21 protein-coding genes are annotated in these 23,001 nt (G+C 34.3%); 8 read left to right on the top strand and 13 right to left on the bottom strand.

From position 1 onward, the window contains the following. Positions 1-64: 64 nt before the first annotated feature. The gene (locus WCG23_07590) at positions 65-469 is read left to right on the top strand and encodes a hypothetical protein (GenBank protein MEI8389734.1); all 405 of its coding nucleotides are present in this window, start codon (positions 65-67) and stop codon (positions 467-469) included. 109 nt (positions 470-578) lie between these two features. On the opposite strand, the gene WCG23_07595 is transcribed toward WCG23_07590, so the two are convergent. After that, positions 579-821 carry a DUF2726 domain-containing protein gene (locus tag WCG23_07595; GenBank protein MEI8389735.1) on the bottom strand — a complete coding sequence of 81 codons (243 nt, stop codon included), beginning with the start codon at positions 819-821 and terminating at the stop codon, positions 579-581. Between the two features lie 333 nt (positions 822-1,154). On the opposite strand from WCG23_07595, the gene fliJ reads away from it, so the two are divergent. Genes fliJ through WCG23_07610 form a run of 3 tightly spaced genes read left to right on the top strand, consistent with a single transcriptional unit; the run spans position 1,155 to position 3,257 of the window. Beyond that, positions 1,155-1,643: a flagellar export protein FliJ gene (fliJ, locus tag WCG23_07600; GenBank protein MEI8389736.1), complete on the top strand. Its 489-nt coding sequence runs from the start codon at positions 1,155-1,157 to the stop codon at positions 1,641-1,643. Continuing rightward, positions 1,633-2,442, top strand: coding sequence for a hypothetical protein (locus WCG23_07605; protein ID MEI8389737.1), 810 nt, complete (start codon positions 1,633-1,635; stop codon positions 2,440-2,442). The genes fliJ and WCG23_07605 overlap by 11 nt, the downstream gene beginning before the upstream one ends. Continuing rightward, positions 2,439-3,257, top strand: coding sequence for a flagellar hook-basal body complex protein (locus WCG23_07610; GenBank protein MEI8389738.1), 819 nt, complete (start codon positions 2,439-2,441; stop codon positions 3,255-3,257). Before WCG23_07605 ends, WCG23_07610 begins: the two co-directional genes overlap by 4 nt. A gap of 184 nt (positions 3,258-3,441) precedes the next feature. Here WCG23_07610 and WCG23_07615 read toward each other — a convergent pair whose 3' ends face one another. The 12 genes from WCG23_07615 to WCG23_07670 form a co-directional block, all read right to left on the bottom strand. Next, positions 3,442-4,986 (bottom strand): MFS transporter, encoded by a 1,545-nt coding sequence (locus WCG23_07615; GenBank protein MEI8389739.1) that lies wholly within the window; start codon positions 4,984-4,986, stop codon positions 3,442-3,444. Between the two features lie 59 nt (positions 4,987-5,045). After that, positions 5,046-6,320, bottom strand: coding sequence for a serine--tRNA ligase (gene serS, locus WCG23_07620; GenBank protein ID MEI8389740.1), 1,275 nt, complete (start codon positions 6,318-6,320; stop codon positions 5,046-5,048). 87 nt (positions 6,321-6,407) lie between these two features. Continuing rightward, positions 6,408-7,043, bottom strand: coding sequence for a phosphoribosyltransferase (locus WCG23_07625; protein MEI8389741.1), 636 nt, complete (start codon positions 7,041-7,043; stop codon positions 6,408-6,410). A gap of 3 nt (positions 7,044-7,046) precedes the next feature. Next, complete coding sequence (locus WCG23_07630; protein MEI8389742.1) at positions 7,047-7,697, bottom strand: alpha/beta family hydrolase; 651 nt, start codon at positions 7,695-7,697, stop codon at positions 7,047-7,049. Positions 7,698-7,771: 74 nt separating this feature from the next. Further along, the gene (gene mnmG, locus WCG23_07635; GenBank protein ID MEI8389743.1) at positions 7,772-9,658 is read right to left on the bottom strand and encodes a tRNA uridine-5-carboxymethylaminomethyl(34) synthesis enzyme MnmG; all 1,887 of its coding nucleotides are present in this window, start codon (positions 9,656-9,658) and stop codon (positions 7,772-7,774) included. 165 nt (positions 9,659-9,823) lie between these two features. After that, positions 9,824-10,759 carry a tRNA (adenosine(37)-N6)-dimethylallyltransferase MiaA gene (gene miaA / locus WCG23_07640; protein MEI8389744.1) on the bottom strand — a complete coding sequence of 312 codons (936 nt, stop codon included), beginning with the start codon at positions 10,757-10,759 and terminating at the stop codon, positions 9,824-9,826. Positions 10,760-10,986: 227 nt separating this feature from the next. After that, positions 10,987-11,793, bottom strand: a complete 807-nt coding sequence (locus tag WCG23_07645) for a hypothetical protein (protein ID MEI8389745.1) — start codon at positions 11,791-11,793, stop codon at positions 10,987-10,989. 5 nt (positions 11,794-11,798) lie between these two features. Then, positions 11,799-12,116, bottom strand: coding sequence for a hypothetical protein (locus WCG23_07650; protein ID MEI8389746.1), 318 nt, complete (start codon positions 12,114-12,116; stop codon positions 11,799-11,801). A gap of 24 nt (positions 12,117-12,140) precedes the next feature. Continuing rightward, positions 12,141-13,373 carry a type II secretion system F family protein gene (locus tag WCG23_07655; GenBank protein MEI8389747.1) on the bottom strand — a complete coding sequence of 411 codons (1,233 nt, stop codon included), beginning with the start codon at positions 13,371-13,373 and terminating at the stop codon, positions 12,141-12,143. An 88-nt stretch (positions 13,374-13,461) separates the two neighbouring features. After that, positions 13,462-15,564 (bottom strand): ATPase, T2SS/T4P/T4SS family, encoded by a 2,103-nt coding sequence (locus tag WCG23_07660; GenBank protein MEI8389748.1) that lies wholly within the window; start codon positions 15,562-15,564, stop codon positions 13,462-13,464. Positions 15,565-15,605: 41 nt separating this feature from the next. Next, a complete protein-coding gene (locus tag WCG23_07665; GenBank protein ID MEI8389749.1) occupies positions 15,606-17,612 on the bottom strand; it encodes a hypothetical protein in 2,007 nt (668 codons plus the stop codon). A gap of 39 nt (positions 17,613-17,651) precedes the next feature. Beyond that, positions 17,652-18,302, bottom strand: a complete 651-nt coding sequence (locus WCG23_07670; protein ID MEI8389750.1) for a hypothetical protein — start codon at positions 18,300-18,302, stop codon at positions 17,652-17,654. 167 nt (positions 18,303-18,469) lie between these two features. On the opposite strand from WCG23_07670, the gene WCG23_07675 reads away from it, so the two are divergent. The 4 genes from WCG23_07675 to WCG23_07690 all read left to right on the top strand — a co-directional run. Further along, a complete protein-coding gene (locus WCG23_07675; protein ID MEI8389751.1) occupies positions 18,470-20,197 on the top strand; it encodes a hypothetical protein in 1,728 nt (575 codons plus the stop codon). A gap of 86 nt (positions 20,198-20,283) precedes the next feature. Beyond that, the gene (locus tag WCG23_07680) at positions 20,284-20,775 is read left to right on the top strand and encodes a ribosome maturation factor RimP (protein MEI8389752.1); all 492 of its coding nucleotides are present in this window, start codon (positions 20,284-20,286) and stop codon (positions 20,773-20,775) included. Positions 20,776-20,798: 23 nt separating this feature from the next. Further along, positions 20,799-22,109, top strand: coding sequence for a transcription termination factor NusA (gene nusA / locus WCG23_07685; protein ID MEI8389753.1), 1,311 nt, complete (start codon positions 20,799-20,801; stop codon positions 22,107-22,109). A 285-nt stretch (positions 22,110-22,394) separates the two neighbouring features. Then, positions 22,395-23,001: translation initiation factor IF-2 N-terminal domain-containing protein (locus tag WCG23_07690; protein MEI8389754.1), on the top strand; the 607-nt coding region annotated here is incomplete at its 3' end.

Raw genomic sequence — 23,001 nt, forward strand, 5'->3', positions numbered from 1 at the left:
ATTCTCTCAAAAAGCGGAAAATGGTATATAATAAACTAAAAAGATATCAAAAGGAGTTTTATGTATGAATTACGATGAAATACTCGAGTATTTAAAAAAGAAAAAATTACAAAAACACATAAATAAGCTGGCAAAAACGTACAAAAATAAAAAAGTGCTTATTTATGGAGCAGGTTTGTTTTTTAATGTAATACAGGAAAATTATGACCTTTCAATTCTTAATATTGTCGCAATTTCAGATAATAAATTTGAAAAAGAAGAACAATATAAAGGTATAAAAGCAATACCTCCTTATGAAATTAAAAATGCTGATTTTGACGTTATGATTATTGCAACGTTTGAACCTGAATATATAGAGGATTATGCACAAAAAGATCTCTATCCCGAATGCGGCAAGTTCAAAATAGATTCCTTTAACAATTACAATTTAAAAGATTTTATCGGCGATGTTATAGCTTGTTTTAGTTGAGATTATTTTAAAGATAAAAGATAAATATCGTGCTCAAATATGTGCAGAAACCTTCCCAGAATATATGAAACAAGCCTGTTTATCTAAAATAGCCACATTGCACTAATTATTATGACTTACCTAAAAGGCTATCAAGTGCTTCAATTAATTGTTTACGCTCGTCTCTTCCGTCAGTTCTAAACCTCAATATCGGCAAATCATATTTATTAAGAATTTCATTCTTCATCGCATCACGCTCTGATTGTCGTGTTCCTTCTGCGTGAAATTTTACGCCATCTACCTCTACTACAAGCCGTGGCGATTTATCTATTGCGTCGAAAATAAGAAAATCTACATGCGTTAATATATTCATCGCATTTCATTTAGAGCATTACTTGCTTGCTCATATACATCAGGCATTACATCAAAAACTTGTTCGGTAAATCTTTATGAAGTTTCAATAATTCTGATCCTGTAACAGTATAGAGGCTTTAGACTCGACACGGCAATCCATTTTATTTTTATAGATTGCTTCGCTATACTCGCAATGTCGATTTTGGATATTTAGCTTATAGATTTTTGACTTTCCTAAAAAAATCATTAAATAAAAACATGCAGCTTTTATTTCCTCTTAATAGAGGTTATAGAATTATGTAAATTTTTAGAAAATAGATAGTAGAGGGAAAATCTCTACAAAGGAAGAAGTGTGCCTTTTAAATACAGACTTGAAAAAGTCATTAAATACAGAATACAAAAAAGAGATGAACAGCTTAATGTCGTAATAGAAGCTCAAAGAGAAGTCCAGAGGATTCAAGCAGAGATAAATAAAAATAAAAACAGCGTTGCGCTCCTCCGAAAATCTATTTATTCCGCACACCACACGCTTATGGAAAATTATGACACCTACATAAAACACCTTGATGAAATAATCGCTCAACTTGAAATCAAAAAACAGGAAGCCATAGATATCCTTAATGAAGAAAAAGAAAAACTCGCAGAACTGGAAAAAGCTGTAAAAGTTCTTGAAAAACATAAAGAAAAAATGCATGAACAATACAAAGAAGAAGAAAAAAAAGCTGAAATGAAAATACTTAACGAGATTGCAGGACAAAAACACTACGCTAAGATGCTGGAAAAAATCAAAGATCAGCTTGAAGAAGACGAAGAAGAAGGAATGATGCAGGATGAAAATTGAATCAAAGATTGAATCCAAAATTGAAGAAAATATTCCAATACAGGTCAATAATAACAAAAACCAGGATAATAACAGAGCTAATGGAGTGAAGTCAACTTCTTTGAACTCCAAATTTTCTGATTTTGCAGCATATCTCCAAAAACCAGATGGAAACAAAAAAAATACAACTGATGAAGAAAAAAATATTCTAAATAACTTTCAAGTTTTAATGCCTCAGGAAAAAAACACAGAAGCATTAAAAACTTTGAAAAAACTTTCCGAAAAAGAAAATATTTTAGTAAAAATACACAATATTGATGCCATAAAGCTTTTTATGCGTAAAAAAGAAAATTTAAAATCTTTTGATAAAGATACCGTAATAAATTTAGATAATTTCAAGAAGAAAGATATTGATTTTTTGAGAAACTGCTTTGAAAATCCTTCCATCAGCTTGAATAATTTAAATCATCAAAATTTTCAGGCAAATTTAACCGTTCAAAATCAGGATAATCAAGTTTCTTACAAAAGTTTTGATGTATCAAAGGGTCTGTTTAATTTAATGGAATATTCTTTCAAATCCCAAAAACCTGTCAGGCTGGATTTTAATGGAAATTCTTCCGTTATATTAAAAATGAATAATAACGGAAAACTTATCGCCGAGTTTGTTTCTAACGATAAAGCAATGGAATACGCTCTTAAAAGCAGTATCCCTAATCTTAAGGACAAGCTGGATTCAGAAGGCATACCTTATGAAGAAATTTTTTACAAAGATAATTCCAAAAATAATAACAAAAAACAAAATAAAGGAGGTAATCAATGAACGATTCCTTTGTAACGGCCATCAATACCCAGCGGGTAACAAAAGATTGGATGGATCAAATTGCAGTAAACCTGAGTAATGTTTACACACCCGGTTATAGAGAAATAAACGGCACTTTCCAGTCATTTCTGAACGGTTCAACTTTAGATGAAATAAGGGTAAAGACTACTCAAGGTAAATCAATGCCGGGAACTTCCCCTGAAAATGTCTTTCTGGAAGGACAGGGATTTTTCGTAACCAAAAGACCCGACGGAAACATTTTATACACACGTCTTGGTGAATTTACTTTTGACAGGGAAGGTGTTTATAAGACAAAAGAAGGCTATAACGTACAGGGTTATATTTTAAACGACAAAGGTGAAGTTCAGGCAGGAATAAAAGACCCTAACGCAGGAAGAGCAGAAGACAACCTTGCAGCAATTCCCACTACTGATATAAAACTTTGGATTGATCCAAGCAACGGCAAATATTTAGGCAAATACGAAGAATTTGAAATAAAAGGCGATGGCGTTCTTTATGGTAAAGCCGACAAAGGAAAAATTAAAGTTCCTTTATACAAAATTTCTGTTATGAATTTCCATAACCCTGCTGCAATGACACAGGTTAAGGAAGGTTATTATATTGAAAACGAAGCCTCCGGAAAACCTGTTATCGGCAGAGGCGAAGTCAGGGGCTTCCTTCTTGAATCTTCAAACGCTGATATGAAAGGAAATATTACTTATTTCCAACAGGCAAAACTTCAGCTTGATATGGCTAATAAACTCGTCAGCACAAATAAACAGCTTCTTGAAGAAGCTTTAAAGTTGCTGCAATAAGCTAATTATCTGTTAATATTTTTATCCGTAGAACCTACGCCTTTTTCTCCCCTTTAAGTAACTCCAATTGTCAGTTAAATTTATGCGTCATTGGGCAAAGAGGCTTTAGACTCGAAGCAGGCAATCCGTTTTAATTTTATAGATTGCTTCGCTATGCTCGCAATGACGATTTTAGATATTCGAGTTAATTAAGCGTTTTGCCTTTTTCTTTGACGGTAAGTGTAATAATGGCTGCGATTAGTACAGAAATTCCGCCTACGATAAATGCATATTCCCAATGATGAGCCATTCCTCCATTTACAGACATTGGGCTTTTATTAATTAAAAACCCTATAGCCACAGAAGTTAAGAGCTGAGGACCTGCGATAAACAGGTTAAATTTCCCCATAGCAGAGCCTTCTGTTCCGACCTGAATATGTTCTGTAAGCAAAGCAAACGGTAAAGCCAGAATCGAAGCCCAACCCAAACCTATTACACCCATAAAAACAAATACGGGAAGTGTAGACTTTGCAATAAATGCTAATCCCAGAAAAGACAAGCCCATTGTCGTTAATGATGCCGCATGCACGTTTTTCTTTCCGAATCTGTTGCATAAATACCCTAATGGAAGTGAAACAAGAAAGCATACTAAATTAAGCAGTGCAAATGCTCCGCCGGAAATGTTTGTTGCCTGAAGAATTTTAGCATTGAAAGAAGCCTTAATTGCCTCTGTAGCGGCTGAAAGATCAGGGATTTGATAAATATTATGTACGACATAATTGTTAAAATAAATAAAAAGACTCATCATTCCAAGCCATGTAAAAAACTGAACCGCACAAAGCTTGAAAATTTCTTTTGATTTAAAACTCATAAGCGCCATACCGAGCATTGGAACGCTTGTTATTAATACGAATAAAGATAAAAGATTAATCACCGAATCTTTATTTGAAAGATCAAATTTACCTGTTAAAAATATAATTCCCATAACAAAAAGTGAAATTAGCGCACTGATTCCAAAGTTTTTAGCAGGCTCTAATGCGCTTTCTTTCTGCGAATCATTTTTCTTAAGCTTTGTATTCTCTTTTGTTGTAAGGCTTGTGTAAAGAATACATACTGTAAAAGCAATTGCAGCCATTATAAATTGTTGGTAAATAGACATTTGATAGCCCGTTAAAAGCTTAACAGCGAGCGGAGACCCGAAAGAAATTACTGAGCCGAGTCCTATTGCAAAACTCAGGTAAGAATTTGCAACAGCGTGTTGTTCTTGTGGCGCAATATCAGGAATTAAAGCCCTGTAAGGTCCCTGACTTATATTAACGCTGGCATCAATTATCCAAAGAACTGCTGCCGCTAAAATAATCGCAGGAATCCCAATTTTTGTTGCTATAGCAAGAGAATTAGGAAAAGCAAGAAGGGCTAAACTTCCTATAATTGCACCTACAATCAGAAAGGGTCTTCTTCTGCCGATTTTTGTCATAATATTATCGCTTATTACACCGATAATCGGCTGAACAAGAATGCCTGTAATAGGACCCGCAAGCCACATCAGACCAAAGATTAACGGTGTTGCACCAAGAGGTTCTGTAACTCTGCCGGAAAGTCCTATTTGCATTGACCATGCGAATTGCAAACCGAAAAAACCTATACAAAGATTCAGCAATTGTTTTACAGAAAGTTTTTCGGGTTTATTTTCGTTTGACTTTGAAATAACTTCAGTTATTACTTCTATTTTTTCCTGAACATCAGCCATAAAAACCCTCTCTTTGAATTTATATATACCTGAAATCGATTCGGATTTTTTATAAATATTTAATTTTTCTTAATAACTTCCGCACCGAAATATTTCTGCAAAACTTTCGGTATAAGTACAGAGCCGTCTTCTTGTTGGAAGTTTTCAAGGATTGCAGCGAAAGTTCTGCCGACTGCAAGTCCTGAGCCGTTTATTGTATGCACAAATTCGGGTTTTCCTGTAAGTTTTGAGCGGTATCTTATGGCGGCTCTTCTTGCCTGATAATCCCCAAAGTTACTGCAACTGGAAATTTCTCTATAAGTTCCTGAAGAAGGAAGCCAAACTTCTAAGTCATAGCATTTTTGAGCGCTAAACCCTATATCTCCGGTACAAAGTTCTATTCTTCTGTATGGAAGTTCAAGCAATTCGAGCATTTTTTCCGCATTTTTGGTAAGTTTTTCATGCTCTTCCCTCGAAGCTTCCGGCAGACAAAGTTTTACAAGTTCAACTTTATTAAATTGGTGCTGCCTGATTAAGCCTCTTGTATCTTTACCCGCAGAACCTGCTTCTCTTCTAAAACATGGGGTATATGCCGTCATATATTTAGGCAAATCCTCTTCGTTCAATATTTCATTGGCGTAGATATTAGTAACAGGCACTTCTGCTGTAGGAATCAGGTATAAATCTTCTTCTTCGCATTTATACATATCTGATTTGAACTTAGGAAGCTGTCCTGTTCCTGTCATAGAAGCTGAATTCACAAGATATGGCGGAAGAATTTCTGTATAGCCATGGTCTGTAGTGTGAACATCAAGGAAAAAGTTTATTATAGCTCTTTCTAATCTTGCTCCTGCGCCTTTGTATATTGTAAATCTTGATTCAGAAAGCTTTACCCCTCTTTCAAAGTCAAGTAAATCAAGCTCAATGCCAAGATCCCAGTGGGGTTTTATTTCGAAAGATTTTTCAGGAACTTCGCCAACTGTTTTTATAACAGTATTTGCAGAATCATCATGTCCTACAGGCGTTGTTTCGTCAGGAGTATTCGGGATATTCAGCAGAAGATTTTTTTGTTTTTCGTTAAACTCAAGCTCTTTTTCTTCGAGTTCTTTTATTTCTTCACCGAGTTTTCTGACATTTTCCTGTATTTCTGTTGTATCTTTGCCTTCTTTTTTAAGAGCTCCGACTTGTAGAGAAATATTTTTTCTCTCTGCCCTTAAATTATCAGCTTTTCCTTGTACGCCTCTTCTTTGTTTATCAATTTCAATGACTTCATCAATTGATAATTCGGGATTTCGTCTTTTTAAAAGCTCATTAACCTTATCAGGATTCTCTCTAATAACCTTTATGTCTAACATATCAAACTCTCTCTAAATTACTTACTCAGATAAAATAATTATATTATGAAATTTATTAGACAGATAAATATTTTTTATTTCATGCATTTATTTTCTTGCAAGATTTAATAGTGAAATAACTTCTTTGTCGGTTACCTGCTCAAAATCACAATAATACTGACCAACCGCAAAAAAATCAGGTGGTTCACGAAGGCAAATAAACTCGTCAACTTCCTCACGGAACTTATTGGCAGTATCTTGAGGACTTACAGGGACAGCGAGGATAATTTTTTCAGGAATCATCTGCTTTACAGCTAAAACAGCCGCTCCTGCCGTAACACCTGTAGCAAGCCCGTCATCAACTATAATCACTGTTTTTCCGCTCAAATCAAGCGGAGGCAAGTTGCCGCGATAGAGTTTTATTCGTCTGTTCATTTCTACGGTCTCACGCTTGATAATTTCTTCCATCTCATCTTTAGAAATCCCCAGAAATCTAATTGCATCAAGGTTGAGTATGCGGACATTATTCGGTGCAATGGCACCAATTCCCAATTCGGGCTGAAAAGGACTTCCCAACTTTCGGGTAATCATTACATCCAGAGAAGCCTTGAGTATTTTTGCCACTTCATAGCCTGTAACTACGCCACCTCTGGGCAAAGCAATGATTATCGGATTTTCGTCTTTAAATTTTATTAATTTCTCAGCGAGTTGTCGTCCGCCATCCTGCCTATTCTTAAAAAGCATCGACTATTCCTTTTTTAAAAACTTTAAAAACCAATTTGCTGCCTGTTTTGCAACTTCTTCCAAAGCCCCCGGCTCTTCAAAAAGATGTGTGGCTTTGGGGATTATGGATAATTCTTTTGTGCAGTTAATTTTTTTCAAAGCATATTGATTCACATCAATAACAAAATCGTCATTTTCACCAACTATCAATAAAATTGGGGTTTCAATTTCTGCTAATTGCTTATCAGCCAGATCAACCCTTCCCCCTCGAGAAACTATCGCCGAAACATTAGCTTTTTCTTTTGCTGCTGATATAACAGCAGAAGCTGCTCCGGTACTTGCGCCAAAATAACCGATACTTAAATCTTTTGTTTCTTCAGTTTCCTTAAGCCACTTAGTTATTCCGATTAAACGCTCAGAAAGCAAATTTATGTCAAATCGACTCTCATAGATTAAATCCTCCTGTTTTGTCAATAAATCCACCAGAAGAGTCGCCAATTTTTCTTTTTGCAATATTTGAGCAACAAAATTATTTCTCGGGCTAAATCTACTGCTTCCGCTGCCATGTGCGAACAAAACCAAACCTGATGAATTTTCAGGAACCGTTAATTCACCTTCAATAACAACTGAATTTATTTTTATGTTTACTGTTTTTTTGATTTCTTTTTCCGGCATGACTAAACCTCCGTTGGTTAAGTATGGCAATAAAAATAGAATTTATTAACTCGCCAAATGGCGAAAAATCAGGATTAAACTTTTGTTTTTGTGCGTCTTCTTGCTTCCAGAATTACCATGAGGATAGAAATATCAACAGGGTTAACCCCGCCTATTCTCGAAGCCTGCGCAAGATTTACAGGGCGGATTCTTGACAATTTATCTATTGCTTCCTTAGAAAGCTGGAAAATTTCTTGATAATCAATATTTTCAGGAATTTTTGTCTTCTCAAGCTTATCCGCCTGCTCTATTTGAGAGTTTTGTCTTTCTATATAGCCGGAATACTTAAGATTTACTTCTACATTCTCATAAATTTCCCTTGAAAGTGCAATTTCATGCGCTTTAGAGTCAACTTTTTTAATCGCTTCATAATTTAAATTCGGTCGCTTAATTAATTCTGCAAGCGTGTAGCTAAGTTTCATTTCTTCGCCGTATTCAGCAAGGGTTTTGTTTATTTCTTCGTTCGGCTTAATTCTTGTATTTTCGAGCCTGTGCGTCTCTTCCTGAATAGATTTTTGTTTTTCCTGAAAAAGCTTCCATCTTTCATCATTTATCAGCCCAATTTCTCTTCCCAGAGGCGTAAGCCTTTCATCTGCATTATCCTGCCTTAATATAAGCCTGTATTCTGACCTTGAAGTAAGCATTCTGTATGGTTCATCCATTTCTTTTGTTACAAGATCATCTATAAGTGTTCCTGTGTAGGAACTGCTTCTTGACAAAACAATTAATTCTTTATTTTCGCTATATCTGGCGGCATTAATTCCTGCAATAAGTCCTTGCGCTGCTGCTTCTTCATATCCGCTTGTTCCATTAACCTGTCCACCGCAAAATAAACCGTTTATTTTTTTTGTCATCAACGAGTGTGTAAGCTGAACAGCAGGAATATAGTCATACTCAACCGCATAAGCAGGTTTTAGGACAAAAACTTCTTCAAGTCCCGGCAAAGATCTCAGCATTTTTAGCTGAACATCGGCAGGAAGGCTTGTTGAAAAGCCCTGAACGTAAGTTTCATAAGTGTTTTTTCCTTCCGGCTCAATAAATATATGATGAGATTCGTTGTGGGCAAACCTTACAACTTTGTCTTCAATAGAAGGGCAGTAACGAGGACCTTTACCACCGATAAGTCCTGCATACATCGGCGATTTATCAAGATTTGCAAGTATTATATCGTGAGTTTGTTTTGTTGTCCTTGTCAAATAGCAAGGAATTTGTTCTCTTACAGGTCTGTTAGGCTCAAAAGAAAAGAAATTGAGCTGTTTATCTCCCGGCTGAACGATTAATCTGGAAAAATCAATAGTTCTTGCATCGACTCTGGCAGGAGTACCTGTTTTTAGTTTTTTTACAGTAAAGCCCAGCTTAATAAGAGCCTCAGAAAGCCCGTTTGCCGGCATTTCTCCCAATCTTCCCGCTGAAAAAGACTGTAATCCTATAAAAATCTTTCCGTTAAGTGATGTTCCTGTCGTTAAAACAACTGCTTTAGCTTTGTATTGCAACCCCAGTTCGTCTATAACACCGCAAATTTTGTCATCGTTAACAATCAAATCAACTACAGTACATTGCTTAATCTGCAAATTTTCCTGTTTTTCCAGTAATTCCCTGACAAACTTCATATATTCTTTTTTGTCTGATTGCGCCCTCAAAGCTCTAACAGCAGGTCCTTTACTTAAATTAAGCATTTTCATCTGCAAATAAGTAGCATCGGCTGCAATCCCCATAATTCCGCCAAGCGCATCTATCTCCCGCACAAGATTAGACTTTGCAGGTCCGCCTATGGCAGGGTTGCAAGGCATCATTGCCAGATTTTCTATATTTAAACTTGTTAAAAGTGTTTTAGCACCAAGTTTTGAAGCTGCCATCGCCGCTTCACATCCGGCATGACCGCCACCTACCACTATCACATCATATTCAAAAGTTGTATTCATTCTTATACTTCCAGAAGTTTCTTTTCATCAAATTCAATTTCTGCCGCTTTTAATTCTTTTGCTAATTTATTGTGCCATCCACAATGCCTATCCATAGCAATATAATTCTGCTATTATTCATAAATGGGACAGATTCTTCGTGCTAAAGCACTCAGAATGACACCTTTAGTGCTTAAGATATTCTTCAACTATTTTATCAACTATTGTAACACTATCAATTTTATCAATAAAAAACCAATTAATCTTCTTATTTGCTCTAAACCACGTAAGCTGCCTCTTTGCAAACTTTCTGGTATTTTGCTGAATCTTTGCAACTGCTTCTTCGAGTGTGTAAATTCCGTCAAAATACTCGCAAATCTCTTTATATCCCAGAGTTTTTAATAAAGAAACTGTTCGTCCGTATTTTTTTATAAGGGTTTCTACTTCTTTAATCAGCCCTTGTTCCAACATTATAACTACTCTGCAATTTATTCTTTCATAAAGAAGCTCTCTGTCTTCGGCATTTAAGCCACAGTAAAGCACGTCATACTCAGATTCTGAAACTGTTTGACTTTCTGACATTTTTTGACCTGATATTTTTTGAACCTCAAGCGCTCTTATAATCCTAAAAGAATCATTAGGCATGAGCTTTTTAGCCATTTCAGGGTCGGATTCCTGAAGTTTTTTATAAAGGGCTTCTTTTCCTTTATTTTTGACCAGATCTTCCATTTCCTGCCGAAAATCCTCGTCAGGATCAACATCAGGAATATTTAAGCCTTCAAGAAGCGCTTTTATATAAAATCCCGTTCCTCCAACGATTATCGGTACTTTGTTTTTATTAAGAATTTCTTTGATTTTTTCTTCAGCTTCTTTTTTATATTTGCCGACAGTATAAGTTTCTGACGGAGATTGAATGCTTACAAGATAATGCTGGATTCCTGCCGTCTCTTCTTCTGTTGGTTTGGCTGTTCCAATGTTAAAATCCTTATAAACAAGTCTTGAATCAGCAGAAATTATCTCTCCATTCAGTATTTTGGCAATTTGAATAGCGATATTTGTCTTTCCTGAAGCTGTAGGACCAACTATGGCAATTAATTTTGGTTTTTTACAGAGATTATTCACTTATAATCTTTATCCTTTTTTAAATTGCCCTCTGCAAAGGTTTCGTAATATTTTACACACATATTAAAGAATTAAAATGACTGAATTTACAAGCCTCAAACAAGCAAAATCTTTAATCATAAACAGGGTAAAAATATAAAAACCGTAGCTCAGAATGAAGTTCTTTTTAACTTGTTTTTTTAGAAAAAAACAAGTACAGTTAAAGGGATGCATACGATTTTACAAACTTACCTGTATCTTTCAAAGTATAAAAAAGTCATCATCGTATAATAAACTATAACATAGGCAAAAAGCATCAGAGTCAATAACTGGCTCAAAATATTTTCACCCAACATAAAATTTAAAACAAAAATAAAAATAAAGCTTATCAACATTAAAGTAAATATTAAAAATGTGTTTATCGGATCATTTAAAACAGCCTTTATGCTTGAAATAAATGCACTCACGGGGTTTTTATTTTCAACGACAACAAACTGCGTCCACAGCATAGTCAAATAAGAGAAAAACCCGACAAAAGACATATCAATCGCCGCTATCTTAAAAATTCTTATTTTATCCGCATGACTAATTTTATTCCAGAAATTTAAAAAATCGGATTTTGTACTAAGCGTTTGAGGAAGATTTTCAAGCGAAAAACTTTTAAAAGTCCCTAAAAAATGAAAAATTGCTGATTCAACCAAATTTACAAACAAAATAAAAATCAAAATTCCCCAAAATATTTTTTGAAAATATTTTCCTACTCCGGGAAAAAATTCTTTATATAAATTCAAGGAATTTAAAGTTTTTTGCTCATCTGAAATGTTTTCATTATTGGTATTTTCCAGACACATATGGAACATATTAAGCCAGCCTGAAAGAAAAACACTCTTTAATGCCAACACTGCAACTATTACAAAAGGATTTATGCCGCCTGGAGATAATACAACAACAACAAGCAAAAGAAACATTAAAAACGGCATTATCAAAACCTGATTAATTTTAACAATATTAAAAGTTCTAGGGATAAGTTTATTAACGAGGATTTGAGTTTTCATAGATTTTAGTTTTCTTTTACGGGTCTAATTAAAACTATCGAGTCAAGGTTAATCTGGATAAAATCATTCAGTTCAACTGCTCTTTCAGGATAATGTTTGTTGGTAATTTCTGCATCCTTAATTGCCATGAATCGCTTTTTGCCGTTAAGAATATCCGATAAAACCCTGTTCTTTTTGCCTGTTTTAGGCATAAAAACAAAACCTTTAATTTCATAATCTTTTGTTACTACATAAACTTTTTCAGACCAAAAGCCTGATATTGTTGATTTTATAAAATCATCTTCACTAAAATCATCTTCACTAAAAAAAACTTCATTAGACATATTGCTTTTCCTTTTTGCTTTTTCCTAACCCATATTTGCATAAGCTTTGAAAAGAGGGAGATATAAAGACAATGCAAGTACTAGAACTATTGCACCAATTACAACAAATAAAATAGGCTCCATCATTTTACTTAAAATATCAACTATGCGATCAACTTGATCGTCTACATAAACACCCGCCATTTCTAGCATTTCTCCAAGAGAACCTGATTCTTCACCTGTCGAAATCATACACATTACAATTCCGGGAAGTACTTTAGAACTCTTTAATGCAGCAGAAAGAGATTTTCCATATTGAACATCAACAGCAACTTTTTTTAAAGCATCGTGCAGCACAATATTTGTAACCGTAAGATTTGCAAACAACAAACTGTCTACCAACGTAACACCTGCCTCAAATGCCACTGTCAAAGCAGTAATAAAGTTTGAGAGAGAAGTAAACCTCAGAAACTTTTCAAACACAGGTATATTTAATCCAATTTCATCTAAAATTTTTCTCGATGTCGGCCATGTAAAAATATAATATATTGAATATCCTGTTGAAAGAAAACCAAGAGGAACAGTATACCAATATTTTTTCATAAACTCCCCGACAGTTATCAAAACTGTCGTTAAAAGAGGAAGTTCTATGCCCATTTGTGAATACATTCCCTTAAATGCAGGAAATACAAACATCAACATTACTGTTACTACAATCATTGCAAGAATTATGACAAATACAGGATATGAAAGAGTTGAAACAACTTTACTTTTTAATTTATCCTGCTTGTCGAGCAAAAAAGAAATTCTTTTTAGTGTTGACTCGAGCTCTCCACTCTCTTCACCTGCTCTTACAAGACCTATATACACCTGATCAAAAGATTCCGGAAATTTTGATATCGCTTCACTTAATCCTCCACCTGCCAGTACAAGTTTTCTGAGCTCTATTGAAAGATTTTGAATATTACGGCTTTCGGAATTCATTTCTATGAAAAACAACGATTCTACAAGAGAAATACCGGATTTTGCAAAAGTATAAAGTATATTTGTAAAATCAATTTGCTCACGCATACTTAATTTATTTACTTTAACTTTTTTATATGTTTTTCTTTTTTGAGTGGTGTTTCGACTGAGAGTAACGCCTTCTTCTTCAACTTTAATAGGCATATATCCCTGTTTTCTCAAAAGATCTCTTGCTTCTTTGAGAGAATCAGCTTCAATTTTGCCCTGAACCTTTTCTGATCCGTTTTTTAGCGATTTATGAGTAAAGATAGCCATATTAGTCCCGGTTCCTTGTTATTCTCAGCAATTTCATACGTTTACAATCATAATAGTATAGTTTATCTGCTGTGAGAATCTATTTATATTAATCATTAACTACGCCAAGAACGCGTACAAATTCCGAAATAGAAATATCTCCATTGACTATTGCATCAAGTCCGCCTCTTTGCAATGTTTTCATTCCGCAATTTATAGCAGTTTCTTCAATTTCATGATCTGCAGCACCTTTTGATATCATTTTTTTGATTTCTCGGCTAACCACAAGCACTTCATAGATGCCCATTCTTCCCACAAAACCTGAATTATTACACGAATCACAACCAACCGACTCATATATTTTTTGTTTTTTAAAGAATTGCATATCTTCTTCTGATGAAGCAATAAATTTTAATTCTTTATCAGTCGGCTGATAAACTCTTTTACAATAAGGACATAGTTTTCTCACAAGTCTTTGAGCTATTATACCCTCAAGAGCTGTTGCTACCAAATGTGCGGCAGCACCCATTTCTGTAAGACGTACAACAGTTGCAGCTGCGCTGTTAGTGTGAAGAGTACTTAAAACAACGTGTCCTGTAATTGACGCATGAATTGAAGCTTCAAGGGTTTCAAAATCTCTTATCTCCCCTATCATTACTACATCGGGATCTTGTCTCAAAATAGCCCTTAAACAAGAAGCAAATGTAATATCTGCTCTAGGATTAACCTGAACTTGGCTTATTCCATCCAATTTAATTTCAACAGGGTCTTCAATCGTTGTTATATTTATTTTTTCATCGTTCATTCTATTAAGAATAGAATAAAGTGTTGTTGTTTTACCGCTTCCTGTCGGACCTACCGCCAAAATAATACCATGAGGCTTATTTGTCATCAGTTCTATTTTTTCAAGATCTTCCTGGACGGCTCCAGCCAATTGTAATTTGTTATCACCTTTTTGAACTTTAATATCGGGCGCAAGAATCCTTATAACCATTTTTTCTTTTTGGTTAACCGGTAGTGTGCTAACCCTTAAATCATAAGTTCTGTCATTATATTTTAACGAAATATGTCCGTCCTGAGGTCTTCTGTGTTCAGCAATATCAAGCTTTGCTATAACTTTCAAACGAGACATTACGGCAGACTCAACTTTTTTAGGGATGTCAAGTACTTTTTGCAGAATACCGTCAGTTCTATAACGTACTATATAGCCGTCAAACATTGGTTCAATATGAACGTCACTTGTTTTTCTATCTATAGCATCAGTAATGATTGAACTTGCAAACTTTGCAACGATGTTAGAATCATCTTCAAGTTCTCTTTCAAATTGATCCCATAAATTATCTTCATCGCCTATATCACTTTCTTCATGATTAATTTCTTTGAGAAGTTTATCCGTTTCTCTGACAGTTTCAAAGAAATTTTTCATGCATCTTTCATACTCTATATGAGTAAGAATTAATGGATAAGGTTTAAGACCTGTAATATAAATAATATCGTTTAAAACCTGTTTATCGTTTGGATTAACCATTCCAAGAAAAAGAGTTTTACCGTCCGTTCTAATAGGAACAACTTTATTTTCTTTAATAAAGTCTTCCGGTAAAAGGTTTATAACGCTGCGGTCAATCTCAAGCTCTTTTGACTGTACAGTATTTATACCTTGTTGCTTTGAAAGAGCCTTTCTTAGCTGATCAACAGTTATAAAATTTAATTTTACCAGTACAGAACCTATTGGGGTACCTGATTGTTTACTGTGAAAAAGAGCCTCTTCAAGCTGTTCTCTTGTAATAAATCCGTCATCAATAAGCTGATCTCCGAGTCTTTTCTTGAGAGAGCTGTCAACTGGTGTCAACGCCTGTCTTGAAGAATTCGGAAATGCTACAACTTCACTTTCTTCAGGCTTAAGAGCAACCGTATTCAGATTTAACGGAATAGGTGGTTCTTGAAATTTATCTCTGAAAAAACTAAAAAGTTCTTCAAATTGTTCTTCTGTTAAAGGAACGATTTTGGGTTTCAATCTCGTCTTCGTAACAATTTTTGTTAATACAGGGTTTCTTTTTTCTTGATTGTTTGCATCTACAATACCGACAAAAAGAAATTCTCCCTGTTTATTTATAGGAATAAATTTTTCTTTTTTAATTTCTTCAGCAAGAAACATTCCGAGATATTCAACATTTATACTGTTTCTTATTTTTTCTGCGACTTGATCAGTCATTTTTATTACCTTTTATTTTAATTTTATATTTTTTTTATTAATTATATAGATTCTACTTTATCATCTTTGATTATTCTTGGAGTTATCATAAAAATCAATTCCGATCTGCTTTTGGTGGTAGATTGATTTTTGAACAGAACACCAACAACTGGTAAATCAGCTAAGATAGGAGCTTTTGACTGTGCATTTGTTTCACTTTCCTGTATTAATCCTGCTATTACAAGAGTTTCTCCATCCTTAATGCTGAGGTTTTTAGCTTCAAAATCTCTGCTTCTTGTTAAAGTTCCTCCATAACCGTCATCACCTTTTACTGAACTGTAAGACGGTTTTAGGTCAAATGTAACATAACCGTTAGGAGAAATTTTAGGAGTAAAAGTAAGACTTATCCCTACTTTTCCGGGTATTATTGTTGTGGTAGAAGTAGTTGCAGTACTTGTAGTGGTATCTGTTTTAATACTTGCAACGATATCTTCATTTATATTTATTGTAGATTGTTCATTATTTGAAGCAATCATTCTTGGATTTGAAAGAATACGACCTTTACCGTTTGTAATAATACTGGTAATTACTGTAGAGAAATCTCTGGCTTTAGGAAAAGCTAAATTTGCTCCCGAAGGATTTATCAATGTTAAAGCTCCGGATTGTCCTGATAACCCGGGAACCCCCGCTTGTCCCGGAACAAATGGAGTTGTTGCAGTTGCAGGTATCCCTGCAACACCTGGTGTTGCAGGAGTTCCGAGTGTTTTTGCCGAAAAACCAAGAGAATCTGTTCCGGCACTGTTTATCCATTCAGTTGATAATATTTTTGAGCCGTCTTCGCTAAGTTCGATAATAGAGATTTCAAGATAAACCTGCGGCTCTTTTTTATCAAAGTTTTTTATGATTTCCTGAGCAAGATTAACCTGCTCCTGTGTTCCTCCAAAAATAGTTATCTGATTTAATCCGGGATCAGCAAGCACCATATAAGAAGATGTTGAAAATGGCGAAAGATTTTGACCTCCGGAACTTGAACCTGAAGAAGTACTAGAACTGGAACTTGAACTTGAGCCGGAACTTGAAGTTGTTCCTGACCCCGAAGTTGAGCCGGAACCACTGGCAGAACCGGAACAAACTGTGGTCAACTGGCTTCCTGATGTTGAACCGCTTGTTGAACTACTTGCTGCAACACTTGATGAACCTGTTGTGGCAGCATTTGTATTTTGAAATACAGTCATACATATCTTTGAAGCAAGAGTAGTCGGAGCCGCATAATTTACAGTAAATGTATTTACCTGAGGTTTGGTATCAAGGTGGGCTATAACCTTTTTTGCCAGTTCATAGTCGCTGTTTTTACCAAATATATAAATTTCGTTTGAACTTGGATTTGATGTAACAATAGCAGCTTTGCTTATATCAGGTTTATTTAAACTAAATATATTACTGTTCAAAAAGTCTGCAACTTTTTGTGCGTCTACGTATTTAATTTTAATAGGTTTAATTTCTGTTTTATTAAGTCCTAATTCACTTGCTTTGGCATTTGTCGCAACAATTAAAGTATTTCCGTCCTGCCAGTAAGATAACTGTTTTATAGTCATTATATATTCAAAAGCTTTGTTTACAGTCACATTTACAAGATCAAGGCTTATTTCCCCTTCACTGTCTTGACCGCCTGATACACTTCCTGCCGTGGTAGTATTCATTCCTGAAGGCACTGTTCCCAATGCTCCTGCGGTTGATGTAGATCCTCCTACAGAAGAGTCGATGATTATATTTTTCTTTGCTTTATCTGCAAGCATTCTTAAAACTTGTCTTAAATCTGATTTTGAAAGACATAAAGTAACTAATTGTTCTTTATTGTCAATTTTTATTCCGCCTTTTAACTTTATGCTGGAAGAATCCGGATTAATTAATTTTTTGGATTCACTACCTGCTGTTACAGTACTTATTCCTCTCAAAGGAACAATTTTTATTGGCAAGCTAGCCGCAGTAGCAACAGACTCCAACCCAAAAAGTCCGGCAATCATCATTGCCAGCATTTTTGTTAACATTTTTTTTCGGTGATTTATCATTATTCACTCCTTAACAGTGTTAAGATCATTCTTTTCATTCTACAAACCATTTATATTAATAGAAGGAAGTCTGTAGCCCGTTCCTCCAAAATTTTGATTACCTCTTACTACAGGATCATAATTAATATCATTCTGTCCTATAACCTGCCCAACGCTAACATTATATTTATTATTGCCACAGCTGATGGTTACTTTGTTTTTTGTTACTCTTTCAATATAAAAACCATATATAGAATCATTTTGACGAACCATATAATCTGCGCCTTTAACATTAATAATAGCAACAGAATTTCCGCTCGGGTCATAAAGAATGCCATTAACTTTTGCCTGCATCAGATTTTTTAATTGATTTTCCGCATTCGGATCAAACATCGGTGGAGAAGGAATATCTGCAGGAATTGCCAAATCCCCGTTAACCATACTAAATTTTTTATAAGGTTTAAAAGGGTTTTTTCTTCCAAAATTAACGACATTTACAACAACCATTTCATCGTTTCTTTTTGAAGCCGAAGAATTTTTTTTACTACTCTTTAAAGAAGCCGCAGAATACTTTGCCGCATTTTTTTGTTTTTCTGTCATTTTATTGGAAAGACCACTTGATTGTGCCTGCAAACAGAACGACAACGTCAGATATGTTATTGAAAAAACACCCGCCAGAAGAATTTTAAGTCTTTTTTTTCTAATCATCATAAGTTTTACACATACTATCTTTCAATAAACTTTCACACAGATTATTGTATTAACTATCGAATATATAATTATCCCTTATTTAAAGTATTTTAATTTTAAGTAGACAATTCATAAGCACATGGTATATTACATAATTAAAACAATTAAAGTAAGTGCCGGTATAAAAAATGAAAATCCTTGAAATAATTGCGCCTGTTAGCACTCTTGAAGAAATATATTTTGTAAAAAATACAAAATGTAAAAATATTTATGCTTATCATTCAAATTTTTTAAAAAAAGCAGGTCATGAAAAACTCATTGATTTTATTAATGTTTCAAAGGATCATAATTTAAATTTTTATATAAATTTCAAAAGCGATATTAAAGAAACAGAAATAAAAAAAATCATTGAACTTTTTGAAGTATTAAAAACTCTTGATTTTAAAGGAATCCTTGTTAACAATCCTGCAATACTTGAAATAATTAAAAATACTGGATTTTCAGGCAAAATCATAATTGATTCGGGCTTAAATATACATAATTTAACGAGCGCAGAATTTCTTTCCTCTATATACAAACCTCAAATGATAAATATAACTGAAGAAATTTATCTTAAAAATTTGCTGAAAATAAAGAAATATACAAATTATAAGATTGCTATTGATGCAAATAATCTTCCATGGATAGCAAAAGAAATTATTGAAAACGGAATTGTCGATACAATAATAATAAAAGCCAAATTCAATACCCCAAAAGAACTGACTGAAGGCATTAATTCTATTGTAAAAATACTGGAATCTCCTGAAATATATAAGAATCAAAAGCTTCCTTTTAAAAATATTGAGAATTCTCTTTATAAAACAGATCATTTTTCAGGAGAATTCCAAAATTCACGGGGAAGGACATTTAAATTTTTAGGAAATGTTCATAATTTTAAGTGGGAATATCAAAGATTTTTTCAACCCAAATACAAAAATCTGGAAAAAAACAAGTCTGTTCCTCGTTTAAACTTAAGATTTACAAGCCTTGATCAAATAAATGAACTCAAAAAATATCTGAAAATACTTAAAAACAACCCCATCAATTCCATAGAATACGGCGAGATTTTAAATACTGCCGATTTAGCAAAATACAGTTTTAATAAAATAATTGATAAAGTTAAAAATGAATGCGCAGAATACGGCATAAAACTTAAACTGGGAACTCCCCGCGTTTTAATCGAAAGAGATTTTGACAGGGTTTATGAATACACAAAATCTGTTTTAACCCAGGCTCCTTACCCTGATTCTGTTGTAGTAAACAATTTGGGGTACTGGTGGAGCATAATTAAGGATAAAGACATCAATCTTCCTATTGAAATCGGACAGGGGTTTAATATACAAAACAGCTCATCAATCGAGCTTCTTGAAAGTCATCACAGTATAAAAACAGTTGATTTTAGTAATTTTCAAGGGATCGAAAACATAAAACAATCTATAGAAAAATTAGAAGACAAAATTCCGTTCCGACAAATAACTATTGCCGGAAATACAAGAATTCCAAGTTCGGGATTATGCCCTTTGAACAGGGAATCTGCGATATTAACACGTCTTTCCTGCACTGCTCCTTGCCATAGCGGAACTTATGCAATTCAGGACAAAATGATTAAAAAATCATTCCCCATTGCGGTGGATGGATTTTGCAGAGTTCACATGTTTAAAGACAAAATTCTGGATTTATACAAATACATAAATATTTTTCAAGAAATAGGCATTAATGAATTTGTGATTGATTTTAGCAGTTTGCCTGCAAAATTTGTCCCTATTTTGCTGAATAAATATTTGGATTCTATATACAATCCAAAATATAAATTTGACTCGAATTTTTTAACAGAAGAATACGGTATTGAAAAATACCTGTTAAAGAACAATTTGTAATTTTATAAATTTAATGTTAATATATTCATAACTCGAAAGAGAGTGGGCAACCCCCACTCTCTTCTTTACTTAATTGAGATGTCAAAGTGCAAAAAGACAAAATAAATAAAACCGAAGTAATCAAAAAAGTTACGCCGGTTATAGAAAAAGCCGCTGAAGAATCAGATTTGATACTTCTGGAAGTTGATTTTGTAGAAGAATTTGGCAAATGGCATCTTCAAGTATTTATTTATAACCCAAAAGGCGCAACCACTCATCACGATTGTGAAAAAATAACAGCTCTGTTAGCCGAACATCTCGATTTATTAATACCTATCCCCTATTATCTCGAAGTAAGCAGCCCCGGCACAGAAAGAAAACTTAAATCATCCAAAGAATATGAGATTTTTCAAGACAATAGGGTCAAAATCAAACTAAAACAACCAATTAATGAAAATATAAAAGTTTTTGTCGGAACAATTGTTGATTACAACGAAAAAAACGGATTAAAAATAAAAACAGAAGAAACAAATCAAATCATCGAAATAGAAGAAAACAATATTTCACAAATAAAACTTGAACCTAAGTACGAATATTAGAACATAAAAAGGAGTAGAGAGACGTGATTAAAGTTGGAAAGGTGCTTCTTGAAGCTACAGAGCAATTAGAAAGAGAAAAAGGTATTCCTAAAGATGCCATACTTAGATCTCTTGAGGATGCAATGGTAACAGCCTATAAAAAACACGTAAAAGGTACGCATGTTGCCAACATCTTAGCTCATGTTTATGAAAATAAAGGCGAAATTGGAGTATTTAGGATAAAAGAAGTTGTTGAAGATGTTCAAAGCGAACACACCGAAGTTCTTCTTGAAGAAGCAAGAAAAGTTTCTCCAAAATGCGAAATTGGCGATGAAGTTGAAATTGATGTAACTCCTGCGGATTTTGGCAGAATTGCCGCTCAGTCTGCAAAACAGGTTATAACTCAGAGAATAAGAGAAGCCGAAAGAAAATTGATTCTTGATGAATTTACAGAAAGAAAAGGAACTCTTGCAACCGGAGTTATTCGACGGGTTGAACCAAGAAATGTTATAGTTAATATTGGAAGGACAGATGCGGTACTTCCACAAAAAGAGCAAATTCCCGGCGAATATTTCAGGGTTAATGACAGAATCAGAGTCTATGTTCTTGATGTAAAAGAAACCACAAAACTTCCTCAAGTGGTAGTTTCACAGGTTCATTCCAGAATTGTTCAAGAATTGTTTGAACTTGAAGTTCCTGAAATTGAAGACGGAATTATAGAAATAAAATCAATTTCCAGAGAAGCAGGATACAGGACAAAAATCGCAGTAGCAAGTACAGACGGAAATGTTGACCCTGTAGGCGCTTGCATAGGTCCTAGAGGAAGCAGAATCCAGACAATTGTCAATGAACTTAAAAATGAAAAAATTGATATTGTCAGATATTCTGATGACCCCGGCGAATATATAACAAATGCTCTTTCTCCTGCAAGAATTATTTCTGTACATATATATGAGGATTCTCCTCAAAGAAAAGAAGCTCTTGTAGTTGTTCCTAATGATCAATTAAGTCTGGCTATAGGCAAAGAAGGTCAAAATGTAAGACTCGCTCACAGGCTTACAGGCTGGAAAATTGATATTAAAAGCCTTTCTCAGTATGAACAAATGCAAGATGATTATGACAGATATCAGGAAGAACATTATCAGGAATACGATGAAGAACAAGCTGAAACAACTGAAACAACTGAAGTGTCTGAAATAAATGAAATTATTGAAGAAACCGAAATTGTCGAAACTGCTCCTGAAGAACCTAAAAAAGCTAAAAAAACAAAAAAAGAAACAGTCGAAGTGACTGAAGAAACAGAGGCTGCCCCTGAGAAACCTAAAAAAGCTAAAAAAACAAAAAAAGAGGAATAATAAAATTGCCCTTTAGAAAATGTATCGGGTGTGCTAATGTTAAAAACAGAACCGAAATGATAAGAATAATGAAGCTTTATGATACCGGTGAAATAATTATAAATCCTTCATCCCGACATTTTGGTCGTTCCTCTTATATTTGTTATAATATTGATTGTGTAAACAAAATTCTTAAAAAAAATAAACTTCAGAAAATTTTAAAAAAGGAGGTATCTGCAGATATAATAGAATATTTGGAAAAAGTGGGAAAATAAAAACTTAGGTTGAAATTAGGAGAAAAAGCTGATGGCAGCAGAAAAAATAAGAATATATGAGTTGGCAAAAAATTTAGAGCTTTCTAATAAGGAAGTGATGGATTTGCTTGACCAAAAATTAAAGATTACGGCAAAATCCCATGCAAGCACTATTAGCAAAGAAGATGCCGATAAACTTGCCTCTTTAATTACCAAAAAACCGTCTTCTCCCGTTCCTCAACCAAAAGTTATAAATCAACCTAAACCTGAATCCGAAACCACTAACAAACCTGATAATTCTTTAACACAAAAAGCAGAACCTCAACAACAAATATCAAAACCGGCAGAAACAGACCTTCAAAGACAAAAACCTCCGATGGGAAAACCTTACGGGGAAAGACCTGAAGAAAAACAAGAAGGAAGAGATTTTAACAGATTCCCGAGACCACAAGGTGATAGACCGCCAATGGGAGGAGGAAGACCGTTTCCTCCGAGACCACAGGGTGATAGACCGCCAATGGGAGGAGGAAGACCATATCCTCCGAGACCACAGGGTGATAGACCGCCAATGGGAGAAGGAAGACCATATCCTCCGAGACCACAAGGTGATAGACCGCCAATGGGAGAAGGAAGACCATATCCTCCGAGACCACAAGGTG

This window comes from bacterium, from assembly GCA_037147175.1.
In the GTDB taxonomy this organism is placed as follows: domain Bacteria; phylum Cyanobacteriota; class Vampirovibrionia; order Gastranaerophilales; family UBA9971; genus UBA9971.

Excerpts from the sequence above, each read along its gene's own strand:
- WCG23_07660 (MEI8389748.1), bottom strand. The coding sequence starts at position 15,564 with ATGACTGATCAAGTCGCAGAAAAAATAAGAAACAGTATAAATGTTGAA.
- WCG23_07650 (MEI8389746.1), bottom strand. The coding sequence starts at position 12,116 with ATGTCTAATGAAGTTTTTTTTAGTGAAGATGATTTTAGTGAAGATGAT.
- WCG23_07605 (MEI8389737.1), top strand. The coding sequence starts at position 1,633 with ATGAAAATTGAATCAAAGATTGAATCCAAAATTGAAGAAAATATTCCA.
- WCG23_07675 (MEI8389751.1), top strand. The coding sequence starts at position 18,470 with ATGAAAATCCTTGAAATAATTGCGCCTGTTAGCACTCTTGAAGAAATA.
- WCG23_07625 (MEI8389741.1), bottom strand. The coding sequence starts at position 7,043 with ATGCTTTTTAAGAATAGGCAGGATGGCGGACGACAACTCGCTGAGAAA.
- WCG23_07595 (MEI8389735.1), bottom strand. The coding sequence starts at position 821 with ATGAATATATTAACGCATGTAGATTTTCTTATTTTCGACGCAATAGAT.
- WCG23_07665 (MEI8389749.1), bottom strand. The coding sequence starts at position 17,612 with ATGATAAATCACCGAAAAAAAATGTTAACAAAAATGCTGGCAATGATG.
- WCG23_07590 (MEI8389734.1), top strand. The coding sequence starts at position 65 with ATGAATTACGATGAAATACTCGAGTATTTAAAAAAGAAAAAATTACAA.
- WCG23_07655 (MEI8389747.1), bottom strand. The coding sequence starts at position 13,373 with ATGGCTATCTTTACTCATAAATCGCTAAAAAACGGATCAGAAAAGGTT.
- mnmG (MEI8389743.1), bottom strand. The coding sequence starts at position 9,658 with ATGAATACAACTTTTGAATATGATGTGATAGTGGTAGGTGGCGGTCAT.
- WCG23_07670 (MEI8389750.1), bottom strand. The coding sequence starts at position 18,302 with ATGATGATTAGAAAAAAAAGACTTAAAATTCTTCTGGCGGGTGTTTTT.
- serS (MEI8389740.1), bottom strand. The coding sequence starts at position 6,320 with ATGTTAGACATAAAGGTTATTAGAGAGAATCCTGATAAGGTTAATGAG.
- WCG23_07630 (MEI8389742.1), bottom strand. The coding sequence starts at position 7,697 with ATGCCGGAAAAAGAAATCAAAAAAACAGTAAACATAAAAATAAATTCA.
- WCG23_07645 (MEI8389745.1), bottom strand. The coding sequence starts at position 11,793 with ATGAAAACTCAAATCCTCGTTAATAAACTTATCCCTAGAACTTTTAAT.
- WCG23_07615 (MEI8389739.1), bottom strand. The coding sequence starts at position 4,986 with ATGGCTGATGTTCAGGAAAAAATAGAAGTAATAACTGAAGTTATTTCA.
- WCG23_07610 (MEI8389738.1), top strand. The coding sequence starts at position 2,439 with ATGAACGATTCCTTTGTAACGGCCATCAATACCCAGCGGGTAACAAAA.